Here is a 17,811-nt window from a genome sequence, read left to right as displayed (position 1 = left end):
CGTGGTCGCGGGGGCCGGCCGGTCCCGGCCGCGCCGGGTGGTCGTGGCCGGGACACCAGGGCCGGGCCACGGGCGCCGAGGCGGGGGTGGTGGGCGCGCGAGGACCGGACGAGCGAGGCGTCCGGCAGCTCGCGCGAGGCCGGTTCGCCGCTGGTGACGCGCGGCCAGGGCGTGCCGAGATCGTCGTACTCCCGGGTAGGCTGGTGATCGTGACTACCGCCTGGCCTCCTGACGATCCTGAGGAACAGGTGGCCGCCGTGCGGTTCGCGACATCCTGGTGGCGGTACCCGGGTTCGCTCGAGCAGGCCGCCCGCGAGCGGTACGGCGTCACCGGTGCCCGGTTCTGGCAGGGCATCAACAGCCTGATCACCGAACGGCACGTGATGGCGGCCCTCCCCAACGAGTGCAACCGGCTGCTCCGCTTACGGGACCGCCGTCGGGTGGCGCGCGCCCGACGGCGAGGGGGATACCGTGACTGTGGTTGAACCGTCCGGACGACGCCGTTTCGGGGCGTGGGCGCTGGTGCGGGACCCGGAGAACCTGGCGCCGGGCACCCGGGTGCGGGTGCACTACAACCGGGGGTTGCTCTCGGCGACGGTGCTCGTGGGCGACCTGATCGCCTGCGGCGAGGACATGATCCGGCTCAGCGGTTCCCACCTGTGCGACCTGATCGCGCCTCGGGTCGACGGTGACCAGCCCGCGATGGTGGAGCGCTGGTCCTACCCGGACGAGGCTCCGGCACAGTAGTGCCCATGTTGATCGACCTGAAGTCCGGTTGCCCCAACTGCCACGGCACCGGGATGGATCCACTGGACGCCACCAGGCTCTGCCCCACCTGCCGGGGGCTGAGCGAGGAGGTGGAGGGGCGCCTGTCGCTGTTCCCTCCTCCCGCTCCCCTTCCGCCGGTGGCGGGTCGGGCGAGGAACCACCGGCACTCCCCCTGGCGACGCTGGACGTGAGGCGCTCGGCCGGCGGTCAGCCAACGGAGTGGAGGAACTCGCCCGCCAGCTTGGTGGCCGGGGTCGAGCTCCCGCCGTCCACCACGAGCGCGGCGAAGGCGAGGTCGCCCTGGTACCCGACGAACCAGCCGTGCGACCGGGAGCCGTCCCCGAACTGGGCGGTGCCCGTCTTGCCGTGCACCTCGGGCAGCCCCACCAGTTCGGTCGCGGTCCCCTGCGTCACCACCTCCCGCATCATCGACCGCAACGCGTCGACCACCTCGGCGGGCAGCTCCTCGACCGGTGCGGGCGAGGACGGCTCTCCTGGCTCGGCGCTCGTCCCGCCCGCCGCGGCACCGGCCGCCTCCGAGGGTTCCCCGTCGTCCTGGGCGAGGAAGACCGGGGTGGGGGTGGTGCCGGCGGCGACGGTCGCGGCGACGAGGGCCATTCCGAAGGGACTCGCCAGGACGGTGCCCTGCCCGAAACCGGCTTCCACCCGCTCGACGGAGCTGTCGTTGACCGGGACCGGCCCCGTCCAGGTGGCGAGGCCGGGAATGACGAACTCCCGGCCGAGGCCGAACTGGCGGGCCGTCTCGGAGAGCTCGTCCGGCGCCATGCCGGAGGCGAGGGTGGCGAACGTGGTGTTGCAGGACTGCGCGAAGGCCGTGTGGAAGGGCACGCTGCCGAGGTCGAAGCGGTCGTTGTTCGGCACGAGTCGGCTGTCGATGACGGTGGTGGCCGGGCAGGCGACGGACTGGTCCACGGTGACCTGTCCCGAGGCGAGCGCCGCGGCGGCGGTGACGATCTTGAAGGTGGAGCCGGGCGGGTACTGGCCGACGAGCGCGACCGGGCCTTCCGCGTCGGCCGCCGCGTTCTGCGCGACCGCGAGCACGTGACCGGTGGACGCCTCGACGGCGACCAGCATGGCCTGTTCGTCGAACGGTTCGACGGCGTCCTCGGCCGCCGCCTGGACCGCGCGGGACAGGGTCAGCCGGGTCGCCTCCGCCGGTCGGGGCTGCTCGTGGTGCAGGGTCTTCACCTCGGCTCCGGTGGCGTCGAGGCTGACCACGCGCCAGCCGGCCCGCTCGGCGTTGTCCTCCTCGACGCGGTGGCGCAGCGACGGCAGGATCTGCGAGCCGAAGTCCCTGGTGACTGGGAGCAGGCGGGGCTGGTTGGTGAAACGGACGCCGGGGAGTTCGTAGATGTCGGACCGGACGGAGTGGTAGTCGGGCTCGCGCAGGGTGGCGACCAGGTAGGAGCTGCCGTCCTCGGTGGCGGAGACCCCCTCCAGCACCGAGTCGGGGGTGATGCGTTCGTCGAAGTGGTGGAGCGTGTCCCCCAGCACGGTGGCGACGTCGGTGACGTCACCGCCCTGCTCCTCGGTGGCCGCCGGGTCCAGCAGGACCGAGATGACCACGCCGGGATCGAGGACGACGTGTCCGTCACGGTCCAGGACGGGCGGCAACGGGGCGGCCTCGGTCCGGACGGCGAGCGTCTGCTGCTCCCCGAAGTCGGGGTGGATGACCGACGGCGCCCACTCGATCCGCCAGTCCCCCTCGATCTCCCGCAGCCGGGCGGTGCCGTGGTGGTTCCAGGTGCGGTCTCCCGCCAGGCGCCACGTGATGTCGAGGTCGGCGTGCGTGGAGCCGTCGGTCTCCCGCACCTCGATGACCTCCGCGTCGGCTCCTTCGGGTGCCAGGGCGCGGTCGACGCTCTCCAACGTGGGCAGGGCGGCGTCCGGGCTGTCGGTGAGGGCTGCCGCCCGTTCCGGCTCGCGGGCTCCCAAGGCGGCCACGAAGTCCACCAGGGCTCGTTCCGGGCCGGGGCCCGAGTCGAACACCCCGCATCCGCTGAGCGTCAGGGACAGCACACCGGCGAGCAACACGGTTCCGGCACGGCGTCCCGGCCGGGAGGAAACGACGACCACCACCGTTCGAGTATGCCCACGATCGCGGCCCCGAGTACAGGTCCCGGCGCCTCCGCCCTGGCCCCGGGCACCGGGACCAGGGGGTCAGGGGGTCAGGGGGTCAGGGAACACTGTGGACCTCCGGACCACCCGGTGGTTCACAACAGGACGGTGGCGAACCGGCCCACCTCGGAGAAGCCCACCTTCCGGTAGACGGCGCGGGCCGGGAGGTTGTAGTCGTTGACGTAGAGGCTGGCGACACGGCCCATCCACCCGGACAGGCGGTCGACGACGGCCGCGGTGCCGGCGGCGGCGAGGCCCCGGTTGCGGTGCTCCGGGTGCACCCACACCCCCTGGATCTGGCCGACCCGGGCGGAGAGCGCACCGACCTCGGCCTTGAAGACCACCTGGCCACCCTCGAAGCGGGCGAACGCGCGTCCGTTCACGATGAGCTCGGCGACCCTCGCCCGGTAGCTGGCCCCGCCGTCCTCACCCCGGGGGTCGATGCCGACCTCCTCGGTGAACATGGCCACGGCGGCCGGGAGGTAGCGCTCCAGGTCGTCGAGCCGCACCTGGCGGACCAGCGGGTCGGGGGCGACCGAGGGCGGCGCGGACATCGCCAGCAGCGGTTGGTTGGGCCGCACGTCCCGCGCCGGCCCCCACTCGGTTTCCAGCTGCTGCCACATCTCCAGGACCTGGTCGGCGGGGCCGACCAGGGACGAGCAGTGCCGGGGCTGGCTGAGGGCGCGCTCCGCGAAGGCGCGGCTGGCCGCCCTCCCGCCCCGCAGCGGGATCAGGTTCACCCCGGAGAAGCAGAGGCCGCCGAGCCTGCTCCCGACACCCCACAGTTCCCCGCCGAGCCGCCAGGGGTCCAGCCCCACGCTCTCCACCCTCGCCGCGACCATACAGCTCACGACGGGGTCAGCGACCAACGCTGATCGGACCGCCAACCCCTCACGCTCCGTGAGCAACCTTGCACCCGCGAGCTTCAGCACGGTCCCAGAGTGCCAGAAAGCACCGGAAGGGTGGGTAGGCGCGTCGACGGCCACCGGGTTCGTTACCTGAGTGGACCGATCACGCGGCGGAGGTGGCCACGAGCACCACCCCCCGGGCGGGCCGCGTCGATCAGCTCACCGTGACCGTCGGCTCACCCACCAGGGTGTCGGGATCGCCGTCCATCTCCTCGGCGATGCGCATCGCCTCCTCGATGAGCGTCTCGACGATCTTGTGCTCGGGGACGGTCTTGATGACCTCGCCCTTGACGAAGATCTGCCCCTTGCCGTTTCCCGAGGCGACGCCGAGGTCGGCTTCCCTGGCCTCACCGGGGCCGTTGACGACGCAGCCCATCACCGCCACCCGCAGCGGGACCTCCAGGCCGTCCAACCCGGCGGTGACCTCGTCGGCCAGCTTGTAGACGTCGACCTGGGCGCGCCCGCACGACGGGCAGGAGACGATCTCCAGTTTGCGGGGCCGCAGGTTCAGCGACTGGAGGATCTGGGTGCCGACCTTGATCTCCTCGACCGGCGGCGCGGACAGCGAGACCCGGATCGTGTCCCCGATGCCCTGCCGCAGCAGCGCGCCGAAGGCGACCGCGGACTTGATGGTCCCCTGGAAGGCGGGACCCGCCTCCGTGACCCCCAGGTGCAGGGGGTAGTCGCAGGACTCGGCCAGCAGCTCGTAGGCGCGGACCATCACGACGGGGTCGTTGTGCTTGACCGAGATCTTGATGTCGTGGAAGTCGTGCTCGGCGAACAGGCTCGCCTCCCACAGCGCCGACTCCACCAAGGCCTCCGGGGTGGCCTTGCCGTGCTTGGCGAGCAGGCGGGGGTCGAGCGACCCGGCGTTGACGCCGATGCGGATCGGGGTGCCGTGGTCCCGGGCCGCCTGGGCGATCTCCTTGACCTTGTCGTCGAACTTCCTGATGTTGCCGGGGTTGACCCGGACGGCGGCGCAGCCGGCCTCGATGGCGGCGAACACGTACTTGGGCTGGAAGTGGATGTCGGCGATGACCGGGATCTGCGACTTCTTCGCGATCGCCGGCAGGGCGTCGGCGTCGTCCTGGCTGGGGCAGGCCACCCGGACGATGTCGCAGCCCGAGGCCGTGAGTTCGGCGATCTGCTGCAGGGTCGAGTTGATGTCCGCCGTCACGGTCGTCGTCATCGACTGGACCGAGACGGGGTGGTCACTGCCCACGCCGACCGCGCCCACCTGCAGCTGGCGGGTCCTGCGGCGGGGCGCCAGCACCGGCGGCGGGATGGTTGGCATTCCTAGCTCGACGCTCATCGGTCCTCTCCGCGACCAGATGTCCGATGTCGTGGCCCGCGCAAGGGGCCGACAGGGTGACAGCCCGACCACCGGGCCGTCACCAGCGTACTAGCAGTCCTTCACCCGGGCCGCCGGGTGGCCGCCCTCCTGGCGGGACCGGGGCCACGAGGCGAACGCCCTGTTCGCACGCCCCGTGGCCGGGCAGGGCTAACGCAACCGGATCGGGTTAACGATGTCGGCGGTCAGGGTGAGGAGCATGAAGGCACCGCCGATGAACACCGCCGCATAGGTGATGGGCAGCAGCTTGGTGTAGTCGACGGGGGCCCCCTTGGCCTTGCCCCGCCACCCCCGAATGGTGTCCCGCACCTTCTCGTAGAGGTTGACGGCGACGTGACCGCCGTCCAGCGGCAGCAGCGGCAGCAGGTTGAACACGCCGATGAAGAGGTTGAGGGTGGCCAGGAGGAACAGGAACAGCTCCCAGTAGCCGCCGGCGACCGCGTCACCCCCGATGATGCTCGCTCCCACCATGCTGACCGGGGTGTTGGGGTCGCGCTCGGCGCCCAGGATGGCGTCGATCACGGCGGGAACACGGCTGGGCAGTTCGAGCAGGCGCTCCCAGGTGTGCACGAACATCTCCCCGGTGAAGGTGAGCGTGCCGGGCAGCGCCTGGGCGGCCGAGAAGTGGAGGTAGTTCGGGAAGCTCACCCCCAGGGCGTTGGTCTCGACCTTCTCCGCCTCACCGGTCTCCGGGTTCACCATCACCCGCTGCACGGGGACGATGGGGATGGTGAGGTCCTGCTCGGAGCCGTCCCGCAGGACGGTGATGGTGGCGCTGTCCCCGCGCTGCTCGACCAGCGCGGCCTGCACCTCGGTGTAGTTGCCGGTCGCCTCACCGTTGACCGCCACGATCTCGTCACCGGGCAGCACGCCGGCGTCCCTGGCCGGCGCCGGGTCCTGCCCCGGGGTGCACTCGGCGTACTCGAAGGTCTCCAGGTCCTGGTCCGGCGGGACGCACGCGCTGGCCTCGGCGACGACCGCCCGACCGCTGATGTTGGGCAGGCCCATGGTCACCGCCATGGTGAGCAGGATGACGAAGGCGAGCATGAAATGGGTCGCCGAGCCCGCGCACAGCACCACGACGCGCTGCCACACCGGCTTGCGGTTCATCGCCCGGGGCGCGTCCACCGGGTCGACCTCGTCGAGGGAGGTCATGCCCGTGATCCGGCAGTACCCGCCCACGGGCAGCGCCCGCAGGCCGTACTCGGTCTCCCCTCGCCGGAACGAGAAGATCTTCGGCCCCATGCCGACGAAGTACTCGGTGACCTTCATCCGGAACGCCTTGGCGGCGGCCAGGTGGCCGAGTTCGTGCAACGCGATGGACACCCCGATGCCGATGGCGAACAGGATGACCCCGATCACAAAGGCCACGCGTCAGTCCTTTCCCACCGAGCCCGCAGCGTGGCCCGTCACACCGAGCAGCCGCCGCGACCGGGCCCGCGCCCAGTCCTCGGCTGCCAGAACGTCGTCGACACCGGAGGGGTCCCGACGCCACTCGTCGGCCTCAGCCAGCACCCGCTCCACAGTCTCCAGGATCCGTGTGAATTTCGTGCGACCTTCGAGGAAGGCATCCACCGCCTCCTCGTTGGCCGCGTTGTACACGGCCGGCATCGAACCCCCCGCGCGTCCCGCGGCCCTGGCCAGCTCCACGGCGGGGAACCTGAGGTTGTCCACGGGCTCGAAGGTCCAGGTGGTCGTGGTGTCGAAGCGGCACGGCGCGGAGACGTTCGGGAGCCGGCGCGGCCAGCCGAGGGCGACGCCGATGGGCAGCCGCATGTCGGGCGGGCTGGCCTGCACCAGGGTCGAACCGTCCACGAAGGTGACCATGGAGTGCACGACCGAGGTGCGGTGGACGACGACGTCGATCCGGTCGTAGGGGACGCCGAACAACAGGTGCGCCTCGATGAGCTCAAGCCCCTTGTTGACCAGCGTGGCGGAGTTCACGGAGACGACCGGGCCCATGGACCAGGTGGGGTGGGCCAGGGCCTCCTCGACGGTCACCTCGTCGAGGTCCTCCCTCGAGCGGGAGTGGAAGGGACCTCCGGAGGCGGTGAGGACCAGGCGGTCCACCTCGTCGGCCCGGCCACCCCGCAGGCACTGGGCCAGGGCGGAGTGCTCGGAGTCGACCGGGACGATCTGGCCGGGCGCGGCGGCGGCGAGCACCAGCGGACCGCCGGCGATCAGGGACTCCTTGTTCGCCAGCGCCAGCGTCGCACCGGTGGCCAGCGCGGCCAGCGTCGGCTCCAGACCCCGGGAGCCGGTGATGGCGTTGAGCACGATGTCCGAGGGGGTGGACTCGACCAGCTCCAGCAGGGCGCGGACGCCGGTGTGCACTCGGGGCGGGGCGGTTCCGGCCGGGAGGCCACGCCGCTCGGCCTCGGCCCGCCAGGCCGCGAGGAGCTCCGGCTCGACCCCGGCCCGGGGGACCGCGATCGCCTCCACCTGGAAGTCGTGGGCCTGGGCGACCAGGGCGGCCAGGTTCGCACCGCCCGCCGCGAGCCCGACGACACGCACCGCGTCCGGGTTCCGCCTGGCCACGTCCAGGGTCTGGGTTCCCACCGACCCGGTGGACCCGAGGAGCAGGACGCGGCGCGCCGAGGACGGGTTCCCGGCGGGCGCGGGGCGAGGCCCCGGCTCGGTGGTGGTGGAGGTGGGGGGCAGCGAGCTCATGGCCCGACATTGTCGCGGAGCCGGCTCGGCCTCCCGTGCCGGGGCGGGGTCGGCGGCCACGAAGGGCGACGGGGTGGGCCACCGGGGACCACCCAGGGTTGATAACGGAATGGTAACGGGTGCATGGCCGTCACCGGACGGGGTTATTCCAGAGTCAGGTCATGAACACCGCCGAAGGACCGTGGAGCTGGGGTTTCACCCAGTCCCACGCCGCCCGGTGGCGGCGAACTCCTAGGAGGTTTCGATGGGTATTCTCGGTTGGATCGTCCTCGGTCTGCTGGCCGGCGCCATCGCCAAGGCCATCATGCCCGGTCGCGATCCTGGCGGGATCATCATCACTCTCGTACTCGGCGTGATCGGGGCCTTCGTGGGCGGACTCATCGGCCGTGCGATCTTCGACACCGACCTCGGCTCGTTCTTCGAGATCCGAACATGGTTGTTGGCGATTCTCGGTTCGATCATCCTGCTCGCCATCTACCGCCTGATCGCGGGACGACGAGCACACGCCTAACCCGAGTGGCACGGCGAGCGCGTCACCGGTCGAGGTGGCGCGCTCGCCGTGCCATGACCAGGACTGCCACGACGAGCAGCACCGTGCTCAGCACCACCATGCTGGTGGACAACGCCACGATCTCCGGCGACACCCCCCGCCTGCTGGCCTGCCCGTAGACCAGGACCGGCAGCGGAGTACCTCCCACCCCGGAGAGGTAACTCGAGGTGACGACATCGTCGAAGGAGAGCACGAAGGCGAACGCGGCACCCGCGCCGATGGCCGGCCACAACACCGGCAGGGTCACGGTGCGCCACCGGGTCAGCGGTCCGGCGCCGAGGTCCGCCGCCGCCTCCTCCAGCCTCGGATCGAGCCCGGCCAGCCTGGCCCGGACCACGATGACCACGAAGCTCAGCGAGAACGTGACATGGGCGGCCAACAGCGCGCCGAACCCCAGCGGGACACCCGCCAGCTTCACGAAGAAGGCCAGCAGGCTCACACCGAGCACCACCTCGGGTACCACCAGCGGCATCGCCAGCACCGCCGACCACAGCCCCCGGCCGCGGAACGGCCGACGCAGGGCCCAAGCGGCGAGCGTGCCCAGCACCGCCGCCACCAGGGCCGTGCTGGCCGCCAACCGGACGGTCAGCCACAACGCGTCCAGCACCTGCCGGTCGGCGAGCAGCTCCGCGTACCAGCGCAGGGAGAACCCGGTGAACGTGCTGACCGACCGGGAGTCGTTGAAGGACAGCAGGGCCAGCCACAGGATCGGCGCGTACAGGAAGGCGTAGGCCCCCACCACGGCGGCCGGCAACACCCAGCGACGACGCCCCCGGGCCGTCCGCCACCCCCGATCCACCTGTGCCATGGTCACAGCACCTCCCGCGCCCGCCGGCCGCGCGCCACCCACAGCACCGCGACGGTGGCCAGGAGCAGCACCGCCAGCGCCGAACCGAGCGGCCAGTTGTTCCCACCCCGGAACTGGTCGTCGATGACACCGCCGAAGGTCAACTGGTTGACCCCGCCCAACAGGGCCGGTGTCACGAAGTCCCCCACCGAGGGCACGAGCACCAACAACGAGCCGGCCACCACCCCCGGGGCCAGCCCGGGCAGCACCACCCGGAAGAAGGTGCCGAAGCGCCCGTGCCCCAGGTCGTACGACGCCTCCAGCAACCTCGGGTCGAACCGTCGGCAGACCACGTACAGCGGGAGCACCATGAAGGGCAGGTAGCCGTAGGTCAGCCCCACCACGACGGCGGCGTCGGTCAACAACAGCCCACCCGGCCGGTCCAGCCCCACCAGACCCAGCACCCGGTTCACCGGACCGTCCTCGGCCAACAGCGCCTTCCAGGCGTAGACCCGGGCCAGGTGGCTCGCCCAGAACGGCACGAGCACGGCGCCCAGCAGCACGAGCCGCCACCGCCCGGCGTGCCGGGCGACGAACCAGGCCAGCGGCAACCCGATCACCAGGCAGGCCAGCGTGGCGGACAGGGAGTACGCGGCGGTGCGCCAGAAGATCGGCAGCACGGCCGGGTCGAGCGCGAGCCGGTAGGCGTCGAGCGTCCAGGGCAGCACCACGCGGGCGATCCCCAGATCCCGGGTGGCGAAGCTGTACTGCGCGACCAGGGCTACCGGAACCACGAAGAACGCGCCCAGCCACAGGCCCGCCGGGGCGAGGGCCGCCCAACCGGCCAGGGAGCGACCGGTGCCGCCTCTCGTCATGCCGCCCATCAGCCCGTCTTCACCCTCGTCCAGGCGTCCGCGTACCGGCCCTCGATCTCCGGTCCCAGGTCGCGGGTGAAGGGAACGCGGGCCAGCGCCTCCGCCGAGGGGTAGATGCGTTCGTCGGCGAGGAGTTCCTCGTCCACGAAGGGGCGCGCGGCCGCGTTCGGACTGCCGTACTGGATGGCGTTGGCCAGCCTTCCCCCGACCTCGGGCCGCAGGATGTGGTCGATGAAGCGGTGCGCGTTGGCGGCGTGCGGCGCCGACCGGGGAACGCAGAGCACGTCCACCCAGGACAGGCCACCCTCCTCGGGGATCACGAAGTCCAGGTCCGGGTTCGTCTCCATCGCCTGGAAGACATCCCCTGACCACGCCTGGGCGAGAGGAGCCTGCCCGGAGGCGAGCGGTTCGATCACGTCCGAGGTGATCTGCCCGAGCACGCTCTTCAGGTCGAGCAGGTACTCGACCGCGTCCTCCAGTTCCCCGGGGTCGGTCGTGTTGGGATCGTGCCCCGCGCCCAGCAGCCCCAGCGCCATCGCATCCCTGGCCTCGTCGAGCAGGACGCTCCGCCCCCGGGCCGCCGCCAGCCGGAACGCGTCCAGCGAGGTGACGTCGGCGCCGCCGAGGGCCTGCCGCGAGAAGGCCAGGCCGGTGGTGCCCCAGGCCCAGGGCACCGAGTACCGGTTGCCCGGGTCGTACTCCGCCTCCCGGAACCGCCGCTCCAGGTTGCCCAGGTTGGGGATCAGGTCGTGGTCGAGCGGGCGCAGCAGGTCGGAACGGAGGAAACGCCGCAGGAAGTTGTCGCTGGGCACGATCAGGTCGTACCCGCTGGCACCGGCGGCGAGTTTCGCCTCCAGCTCGTCGTTGGAGCTGAAGTTGTCGTAGGTGACGGAGATGCCGGTCTCGTCCTCGAACCCCGGGATGGTGTCCTCGTCGACGTAGTCGGTCCAGTTGAAGAAGTTCAGGACCGGTTCCTCGACCTCGTTGACAGCCCGCTCCGCCGCCGGGTCGGTGTGCCGTGGCTGGACCGGCTCCGAGATCGCGCAGCCCGCGGCGCCGTGCGCCGCCAGCGCGAAGAAGGCGGTCGACCGGAGCATCGCGCGTCGGGTGAGCGGCCGTTCCCGACCGTCCCACAACCGCGCGATGCGCACCGCGTCCCTGTCCCCCATGTGCGCGTGGTCCTCCCCTCCCCTGGGCGCCGCCACCTGGCGGGTCGTCCGGGGTGTCTCCGGCTTGGTGTGTGCTGGTTGGTGGCGGTCGGGCGTTACCGAACGTCCGACCGGGCGGTGACGCCGACCGGATCCGGCGCGGACCCCGGGGTCAGGCCGGTCTCCGCCGCCGGGGGACGAGCGGCCCCGCTCGGCTCCGAACTCGCGTCGCCGCTCGGGTCGTCGTCCAACAGGACGCTGAACCGGGGTTCCCAGCCCGCCAGCACCGGGCCGCCGCCGGGCTCGGCCTCCCCCGCCCGCCGCGTGTTCTGGGTGAACACCGTCAGCAGGGCCCCCGGGGCCCCCACGACCTCGACGAGGTGTTCGGTCGCGGCCCCGGTGTAGACGGTGTCGCGGAGCCGGACCGGTACCCGGGACCAGCCCGACGGGGGCCCGGCGTCCTCCCCGGCGTAGAGCCGGGCCTTCTCCGGCCGCACCGCCACCGCCACCGGCTGCCCTCGCCGCAGGGCCCGGTTCGGCGGGAGCTCGGCCAGCACGCTGCCCTCCCCCACCGCCACCTCCACCGTCGCCACGTCCCCGGCGGTGGTCACGGTCCGCACCGTCCCCTCCAGCACGTTCGAGCCGCCGGTGGTGGAGGAGCGGATGAACTCGGCGACGAAGCGGCTGGCCGGCCGCTCGTAGACGTCGGCGGGAGTGCCCACCTGTTCGACCCGACCTGCCCGCAGCACCGCGAGCCGGTGCGAGAGCACCAGGGCCTCCTCCTGGTCGTGCGTGACGTAGAGGAAGGTGGTGCCGACCTCCCGCTGGATCCTGGTCAGTTCGACCCGCAGCTGCGCCCGGAGCTGGGCGTCGAGTGCCGCGAGGGGCTCGTCCAGCAGCAGCACGCGGGGCCGGCGGGCGAGGGCCCTGGCGATGGCCACCCGCTGCTGCTGCCCGCCGGAGAGCTGGTGCGGCCGGCGCCGCCCGTAGCCGGCGAGCTGGACGAGCTCCAGGTAGTCACCCACCCTGGTGCGCAGCTCCGCCCGGCGCAGTCCCAACCGGCGGAGCCCGTAGGCGACGTTGTCCCAGACCGAGAGGTGGGGGAACAGCGCGTAGGACTGGAACACGGTGTTGACGTCCCGCCGGTAGGCGGGCACCCCCACCACGTCCCGGCCGCCCAGCAGGATCGCTCCCCCGTCGGGGTCCTCGAACCCGGCGACCATCCGCAGCAGCGTCGTCTTCCCGCTACCGGAGGGCCCCAGCACCGAGAAGAACTCGCCTTCCCCCACCCGCAGGCTCAACTCCCGAACGGCGACCTGGTCGGCATAGCTCCTGGTCACACCACGCAGCTCGACGGCGGGCACACCCGAGGGCTCGGGGACGCGTTGGACACGTGCCGGTGTCTCTCGCGGTTCCTCGGACATGGCTCACCTCCGGTAAGGGCGTGTGTGGTGGGGTCGGGGCGCGGCCGCGCCGCGGCGGACAGCCTAGGCGGTGATCCCCTGGGCGAGTGGGCCCCCCGGTCGGGCTCGACGCGGGGAGCACCGGGCCCGGGGCTCCCCCTGTTCCGCCCCCGCGTGCGACCCGGTCGACGGGCGCGTGGTGCTCCGCCGCGTGTGGTGGCCCGGCGCGGCCACCAGGGCACCGACGGCGGGCGGTGTGCGAGGATAGGTCGGCAAACTACGTGATGAGCCCGTGCTGGAGGGATCGTGTCCGCTGAGCAGCCGTCGAGGACCAAAGCCGCTGTGGACAGGTATTCCGGCGGTGACGTGGTGGATCCCCGGGACGAGCCGTCGGCGGAGTGGGGCTGGCACGGCGAGTGGCCGCGCGGCCGCCGCATCGCCGGCTGGGCCGTCGCGGCCATCATGTTCCTGCTGCTGATCGGCAACCACGAAGGTCACGTCGAGACCATCTGGCTGGTCGGCATCGGGCTCGGCATGATCGGGTTCCTGATCTGGGACCAGACGCGCCGCCGGACGCCCTGGCGCAACTGAGAGGGTCCCCCGGGGGTCGTCATCCCCCGGGGCCCCAGCTCCGCCGTCGCGACTCCGCACCGCTGTCACACTTCTCAGTGACGTTCCTTGCCTCAGGCGGTGACACCCGATTCACTGCCTCCAGCGCGGCGCTCACTGTCCGGGCGACGCGGCGCAGACCTGTCACCGGCGATCACCGTGGCGCTGGTCTTCCCGACAACGCCGGCCGTTCCGCCGGTCGAGCAGACGACACGCCGGGGGGTTCCCATGCCCATGTCCATCACGCAGCGGCTGGTGCACCACAACGCCGCCCACCCCATCTCGTGCGCCGACCTGCCGACCGAACCCGCCAGCAAGCTGGCGGTGGTGGCGTGCATGGACTCGAGGATGGACGTCTTCCAACTGCTCGGGCTGCGCATCGGTGAGGCGCACATCATCCGCAACGCCGGCGGCGTCGTCACCGACGACGTGATCCGGTCCCTCGCGATCAGCCAGTGGCGGCTGGACACGGAGCACATCATCCTGCTGCACCACACCCGGTGCGGGCTGCGGACCTTCACCGACGCCGAGTTCAAGGCCCAGATGCGGCAGGAGGTCGGTGTCACCCCGGAGTGGTCGGTGGAGTGCTTCGAGGACGAGTCTGTCGACGTGCACGAGAGCAAGGAACGCATCAAGCGCAGCCCCTTCATCCGCCACACCCACTCCATCCGGGGTTTCGTTGTCGACGTGGACACCGGCCTGCTCCACGAGGTGGACTGAGCCGGCCCCCGTGGGCCACGTCAGGGCGGGGCCGGGGCGATGAGCCGCCGTCGCCGTCGGCGTGGGCGGAGGCCGCCACGGCCCCGGGGTGCTGCTGTCGCGGTGAGCCCGCACCGTGCGGGCCGGACACACCCGCGTACTGCGGTGTCCACGCCGTGCGGGCCGGGAGGCGCCGGCGCCGGGTCCCGCCACCAGCATCGCCAGGTCGGGCGACGTCGCCCCAGCACGCGCCTGCCCCCTCCGTGACGGAGGGGGTGGTGCCGGCGAGGTCGTCCTCTCCCCCGCCCCCGCGTCTCCCCGGGGCCGCGCCCCCGGGACGCCCGGGCGGCACGCCCAGCGGAGGCGAGCAGGCCCGGCGGGCCGTCGCGGACGGGCCCCGCCGGGACGGCGTCGGCACCCACCACCGGCTCCGGTGCGGGACCCACCGCCTGGTCCTCCCGCGCCGGGACCGCGCGAGCGCACGGGTGCCGTTCGTGGCCCGGCGAGGTCGACCAGTCGGCGCGTTCGGCGTCGTCGAGCTGGAGCGCGCGGACGAGCACGTCCCGCACACCGTTGGAGGTCCCCGGTCAGGGGCGCCCCGTTCCCCCGTCGAGTCGTACTCGACGCTCACGTTCGGCCGCCAGGGCTCGGCCGGCTACTCCTGGGCCGCGAGTTGGCCGCAGGCAGCCGCGATCTCCTGCCCCCGGGTGTCGCGCACGGTGCAGCTCACCCCGGCCTCGCGCACCCGCCGGACGAACTCCCGCTCCACCGGTTTGGGGCTGGCGTCCCACTTGCTGCCCGGTGTCGGGTTCAGGGGGATCAGGTTGACGTGCGCCAGGTGGCCCAGGTGCTGGCGCAACAGCCTGCCCAGCAGGTCCGCCCGCCACGGGTGGTCGTTGATGTCCCGGATCAGCGCGTACTCGATCGACACCCGGCGGCCGGTCCGGTCCGCGTAGTAGCGCGCCGCCCGCAGCACCTCGTCCACGCTCCAGCGCGTGTTGACCGGGACGAGGGTGTCCCGCAGCTCGTCGTCCGGGGTGTGCAGGGACACCGCGAGCGTGACCTGGAGGTCCTCATCCGCCAACTTCCGGATGGCGGGAGCAAGTCCGACGGTGGACACGGTGATCGAACGCTGCGAGAGCCCGAGACCGGCCGGCGCGGGCTCGCACAGCCTCCGGACCGCGGCCACCACCCGCTTGTAGTTCGCCAACGGCTCGCCCATGCCCATGAACACGACGTTGGACAGCCGGCCCGCTCCGCCGGGAAGCAGGCCGTCGCGCATCGCGGCCGCCGCCGACCGCACCTGGTCGACGATCTCGGCGGTGGACATGTTCCGCTGGAGCCCGCCCTGGCCGGTGGCGCAGAACGGGCAGGCCATCCCGCAGCCGGCCTGGCTGGACACGCAGACGGTGGCCCGGTCGTCGTAGCGCATCAGCACGCTCTCCACGAGGGTCCCGTCGTGTGCCCGCCACAGGGTCTTCCTCGTCGTGCCGTTGTCGGTCGTCACCTCCCTGACCTGCGTGAACAGCGTCGGCAGGAGGGACTCCACGAGCCGGGACCTCGTCGCGGCCGGGATGTCGGTCATCGACTCGGGATCGACGCTGAGCCGGCCGAAGTAGTGGTGGGACAGCTGTGTGGCGCGGAACGCCTTCTCACCGAGCTCAGCGACCGCCGACCGCCGCTCGTCGGAGGAGAGGTCGGCGAGGTGGCGGGGCGGCAGCCCACGGCGAGGGGCGTCGAACACCAGGGGAAGTGCAGTCATGGCGGTACCAGTGTCCCACGCCCGCCCACCGGGTCCGTGCCGCGTCCCTCGTCCTGGCACCGGCCGTGGGTCCCGCCCACCGGAACCACCAGCGTCCCAACGGGCAGGTCGCCGGTCTTCCGGCCGCCCCGGGGCTTGACCAGGCGCGGGACACTGTCGGTGCCCACGGGTAACAAGGTCAGCACAGGACGAGCGCACTCCGGGCGGTGAGGAGCGGCCATGCTTCCCGAGGACGACAGTGTCGAACCGATCGGCGACCCGCACTTCGACCGCCTCGTCGGCGAGGAGCGGTCCGCGGCCGTGGCAGGACATCTGCTGAACTGGTTGGCCGCGGCGCACAGCGCCGCAGCCGAACTCCAACGCGTCCGGCGCCGGTCGGACCGGGGGTCGTGGGCCAACAGCTGGAGTTTCGGCACCGACCGCTACCAGTACCTGCTCGCCACCGCGAGCGAGCTCCCCGAGGCGCGCGTCAACCCGGCGTTCCAGTCGATGACCATCATCATCGGGGACTGCGCGCTCTACCAGTACCGGGCGAAGACCGGTTCCCCACTGACCTCTGTTCTCGACGACACCGAACTCCAACGGCGGCTGGTGCGGCCGCCGGAGGAGCCGACCGGGCTGTTCTCCGCCAACCACGCGATCACCGCCGGCCTTGATCCGCTGTTCCTCCCGTGGACCGGCGGCGAGCGGACCGGCCTGACCGGGGCGTGGGTGGGCCAGGGCAGCGCGGATGAGGGCTACCGGATCCGGTGGCGTTGGCTGTGGCCGCTCACGGCGTTCACGACGTCCCGGACCAGGGCCCCTCGGCTCCGCGACGGACTGGTCGCCCGACCGGCGCCCACCGGGACGAGCGGCTGGAACCCCGGTGCCCTTCCCGAACTTCCCCTGCGGCCCCGGACACGACCGGTGGAGGGCGCGGGGAGCTGACCGCCACGGGTGATCTCCGGTGGCCCCACCCGGCCGGTGGGGAAAGAATGTCTGTCGGCAAGATTCTCAGGTGCCTGTCGGCGGCCTCGCCCTCTCGGGGGTGGTCGTCGCCAGGTTCCGACCACGGCAGTGGCAGGCCGACGAACCAGGAGATCGCAGTGACCACGGGTGCGTTCGCGGCCGCGCGGGCCTTCGACCCGGCCAGGTTGACGATGGCCAGGCGCCTTCTCGGGTTGAGCAAGCGTGAGTTGGCGGAATGGATCGGCCGGCCGGCCGCACTGCTCTCCCGGTTCGAACTCGGCCAGTCACGACCCGATGTAACCGTGCTCTCCCGCTGCGCCCAGGTGATGGACCTTCCCGTGGGGTTCTTCGCCGCTGGCCGTCCCCAGCTGAGGCTGGACACCACCAACGCGCACTTCCGCTCGTTGCGTGCCACCACGGCCACGCAGCGCCTCCAGGCCCTCGCCCAGGTGGAACTGCTGTGGGAGGTCCTGTCCCGGTTGGAGGACCTCATCGAGCTGCCGGCGGTCGACCTGCCCTCCACCGGCACCGGGAGCGACCCGGCCCGGGCCGCCCGGACGGTCCGTCGGAGCTGGGGCGTCCCAGCGGGGCCGGTCCCGCACCTGGTCCGCACCCTGGAGGCCCGGGGCGTCGCCGTCGCCCGGTTGTCCATCCCGGACAACAAGAACATCGACGCGTTCTCCTCGGCGAAGGGCGGCCGTCCGATCATCGCGCTCACCGACCGGGGGAACCCGCTGCGCCAACGGTTCTCCGTGGCGCACGAGCTGGGCCACCTGCTGCTGCACCCGGAACCCGCGCCCGGCAACTCCCGGCACGAGGCGGAGGCGAACGCCTTCGCCGCGGAGTTGTTGATGCCGGCGACGGAGATCGGGGACCTGTTGCCGGTGGACCCGGAGCCGACGGCCCTCCGCGACCTCGGCCACCGGTACGGGGTGTCGATGGCGGCGCTCGCCGTGCGCGGACGCACCCTGGGTTTCTACTCCGACACGACCTACCGCGACGTCATGGCCGAGCTGTCCCGGCTCGGTCTCCGCACCGACGAACCGGTCAGCGAGGTCTTCCCGGGGGAGGAGCCGACCCTGCTCCGCACGGCCACCGAGATGGCGGCGGACCAGGGGGTGGGGTTGGCTGAGCTGGCAGCGCGGATCGAGGTCACCCCGGCGATCGTCCGCCGGCTGCTGGGGATCCCCGACC

Annotated in this window: 18 protein-coding genes; 8 read left to right on the top strand and 10 right to left on the bottom strand. The window is 72.2% G+C overall.

Annotated elements, in window-relative coordinates; translation table 11 throughout:
- Window positions 1–209 precede the first annotated feature (209 nt).
- Genes ACTIDRAF_RS32440 through ACTIDRAF_RS0203235 form a run of 3 tightly spaced genes read left to right on the top strand, consistent with a single transcriptional unit; the run spans window position 210 to window position 959 of the window.
- The gene (locus ACTIDRAF_RS32440) at window positions 210–485 is read left to right on the top strand and encodes a DUF3263 domain-containing protein (RefSeq protein ID WP_157162818.1); all 276 of its coding nucleotides are present in this window, start codon (window positions 210–212) and stop codon (window positions 483–485) included.
- Complete coding sequence (locus ACTIDRAF_RS0203240; protein WP_030104870.1) at window positions 478–747, top strand: hypothetical protein; 270 nt, start codon at window positions 478–480, stop codon at window positions 745–747. The genes ACTIDRAF_RS32440 and ACTIDRAF_RS0203240 overlap by 8 nt, the downstream gene beginning before the upstream one ends.
- Window positions 748–752: 5 nt before the next feature.
- Entirely contained in the window at window positions 753–959 is a 207-nt protein-coding gene (locus ACTIDRAF_RS0203235; protein ID WP_157162817.1) for a hypothetical protein, read from the top strand.
- Between the two features lie 16 nt (window positions 960–975).
- On the opposite strand, the gene ACTIDRAF_RS0203230 is transcribed toward ACTIDRAF_RS0203235, so the two are convergent.
- The 5 genes from ACTIDRAF_RS0203230 to dxr all read right to left on the bottom strand — a co-directional run bounded on the left by ACTIDRAF_RS0203230 (window position 976) and on the right by dxr (window position 7,836).
- Window positions 976–2,868, bottom strand: coding sequence for a penicillin-binding transpeptidase domain-containing protein (locus ACTIDRAF_RS0203230; RefSeq protein ID WP_245533427.1), 1,893 nt, complete (start codon window positions 2,866–2,868; stop codon window positions 976–978).
- Window positions 2,869–3,002: 134 nt separating this feature from the next.
- Window positions 3,003–3,839: a GNAT family N-acetyltransferase gene (locus ACTIDRAF_RS0203225; RefSeq protein WP_026065729.1), complete on the bottom strand. Its 837-nt coding sequence runs from the start codon at window positions 3,837–3,839 to the stop codon at window positions 3,003–3,005.
- A gap of 130 nt (window positions 3,840–3,969) precedes the next feature.
- Window positions 3,970–5,127, bottom strand: a complete 1,158-nt coding sequence (ispG, locus tag ACTIDRAF_RS0203220) for a flavodoxin-dependent (E)-4-hydroxy-3-methylbut-2-enyl-diphosphate synthase (protein ID WP_026065728.1) — start codon at window positions 5,125–5,127, stop codon at window positions 3,970–3,972.
- 189 nt (window positions 5,128–5,316) lie between these two features.
- Window positions 5,317–6,528: a M50 family metallopeptidase gene (locus tag ACTIDRAF_RS0203215; RefSeq protein WP_016697277.1), complete on the bottom strand. Its 1,212-nt coding sequence runs from the start codon at window positions 6,526–6,528 to the stop codon at window positions 5,317–5,319.
- Between the two features lie 12 nt (window positions 6,529–6,540).
- Window positions 6,541–7,836, bottom strand: coding sequence for a 1-deoxy-D-xylulose-5-phosphate reductoisomerase (gene dxr / locus ACTIDRAF_RS0203210; protein WP_016697276.1), 1,296 nt, complete (start codon window positions 7,834–7,836; stop codon window positions 6,541–6,543).
- A 244-nt stretch (window positions 7,837–8,080) separates the two neighbouring features.
- Here dxr and ACTIDRAF_RS0203205 point away from each other — a divergent pair, with 244 nt between their 5' ends.
- A complete protein-coding gene (locus ACTIDRAF_RS0203205) occupies window positions 8,081–8,347 on the top strand; it encodes a GlsB/YeaQ/YmgE family stress response membrane protein (protein WP_016697275.1) in 267 nt (88 codons plus the stop codon).
- A gap of 22 nt (window positions 8,348–8,369) precedes the next feature.
- Here the strand turns inward: ACTIDRAF_RS0203205 and ACTIDRAF_RS0203200 are convergent, their stop codons facing one another.
- From ACTIDRAF_RS0203200 to ACTIDRAF_RS0203185, 4 genes are all read right to left on the bottom strand, one after another.
- Window positions 8,370–9,194: an ABC transporter permease gene (locus ACTIDRAF_RS0203200; RefSeq protein WP_052168686.1), complete on the bottom strand. Its 825-nt coding sequence runs from the start codon at window positions 9,192–9,194 to the stop codon at window positions 8,370–8,372.
- Window positions 9,195–9,196: 2 nt separating this feature from the next.
- Window positions 9,197–10,057, bottom strand: coding sequence for an ABC transporter permease (locus tag ACTIDRAF_RS0203195; protein WP_016697273.1), 861 nt, complete (start codon window positions 10,055–10,057; stop codon window positions 9,197–9,199).
- On the bottom strand, window positions 10,057–11,217 hold the full coding sequence (locus ACTIDRAF_RS0203190) for a polyamine ABC transporter substrate-binding protein (RefSeq protein WP_016697272.1): 1,161 nt from the start codon (window positions 11,215–11,217) through the stop codon (window positions 10,057–10,059). The genes ACTIDRAF_RS0203195 and ACTIDRAF_RS0203190 overlap by 1 nt, the downstream gene beginning before the upstream one ends.
- A 95-nt stretch (window positions 11,218–11,312) precedes the next feature.
- Window positions 11,313–12,620 (bottom strand): ABC transporter ATP-binding protein, encoded by a 1,308-nt coding sequence (locus ACTIDRAF_RS0203185; protein ID WP_016697271.1) that lies wholly within the window; start codon window positions 12,618–12,620, stop codon window positions 11,313–11,315.
- A 321-nt stretch (window positions 12,621–12,941) separates the two neighbouring features.
- Between ACTIDRAF_RS0203185 and ACTIDRAF_RS0203180 the strand changes: the two genes are divergently transcribed.
- Window positions 12,942–13,190: a DUF2631 domain-containing protein gene (locus tag ACTIDRAF_RS0203180; protein WP_016697270.1), complete on the top strand. Its 249-nt coding sequence runs from the start codon at window positions 12,942–12,944 to the stop codon at window positions 13,188–13,190.
- A 252-nt stretch (window positions 13,191–13,442) separates the two neighbouring features.
- On the top strand, window positions 13,443–13,928 hold the full coding sequence (locus ACTIDRAF_RS0203175) for a beta-class carbonic anhydrase (RefSeq protein WP_016697269.1): 486 nt from the start codon (window positions 13,443–13,445) through the stop codon (window positions 13,926–13,928).
- A 634-nt stretch (window positions 13,929–14,562) separates the two neighbouring features.
- Here ACTIDRAF_RS0203175 and rlmN read toward each other — a convergent pair.
- Window positions 14,563–15,669, bottom strand: a complete 1,107-nt coding sequence (gene rlmN / locus ACTIDRAF_RS0203170) for a dual-specificity RNA methyltransferase RlmN (protein WP_026065725.1) — start codon at window positions 15,667–15,669, stop codon at window positions 14,563–14,565.
- 219 nt (window positions 15,670–15,888) lie between these two features.
- Between rlmN and ACTIDRAF_RS0203165 the strand changes: the two genes are divergently transcribed.
- Together ACTIDRAF_RS0203165 and ACTIDRAF_RS0203160 are read left to right on the top strand one after the other, a co-directional pair.
- Window positions 15,889–16,596, top strand: coding sequence for a hypothetical protein (locus ACTIDRAF_RS0203165; protein ID WP_016697266.1), 708 nt, complete (start codon window positions 15,889–15,891; stop codon window positions 16,594–16,596).
- A 158-nt stretch (window positions 16,597–16,754) separates the two neighbouring features.
- The coding region (locus ACTIDRAF_RS0203160) for a helix-turn-helix domain-containing protein (RefSeq protein ID WP_016697265.1) at window positions 16,755–17,811 on the top strand (1,057 nt) is incomplete at its 3' end.

It is taken from the genome of Actinoalloteichus spitiensis RMV-1378, from assembly GCF_000239155.1.
GTDB lineage: Bacteria > Actinomycetota > Actinomycetes > Mycobacteriales > Pseudonocardiaceae > Actinoalloteichus_B > Actinoalloteichus_B spitiensis.
The sequence above is the reverse complement of the archived record's forward strand: the minus strand, read 5'-3'. Positions and strand labels throughout refer to the sequence as shown.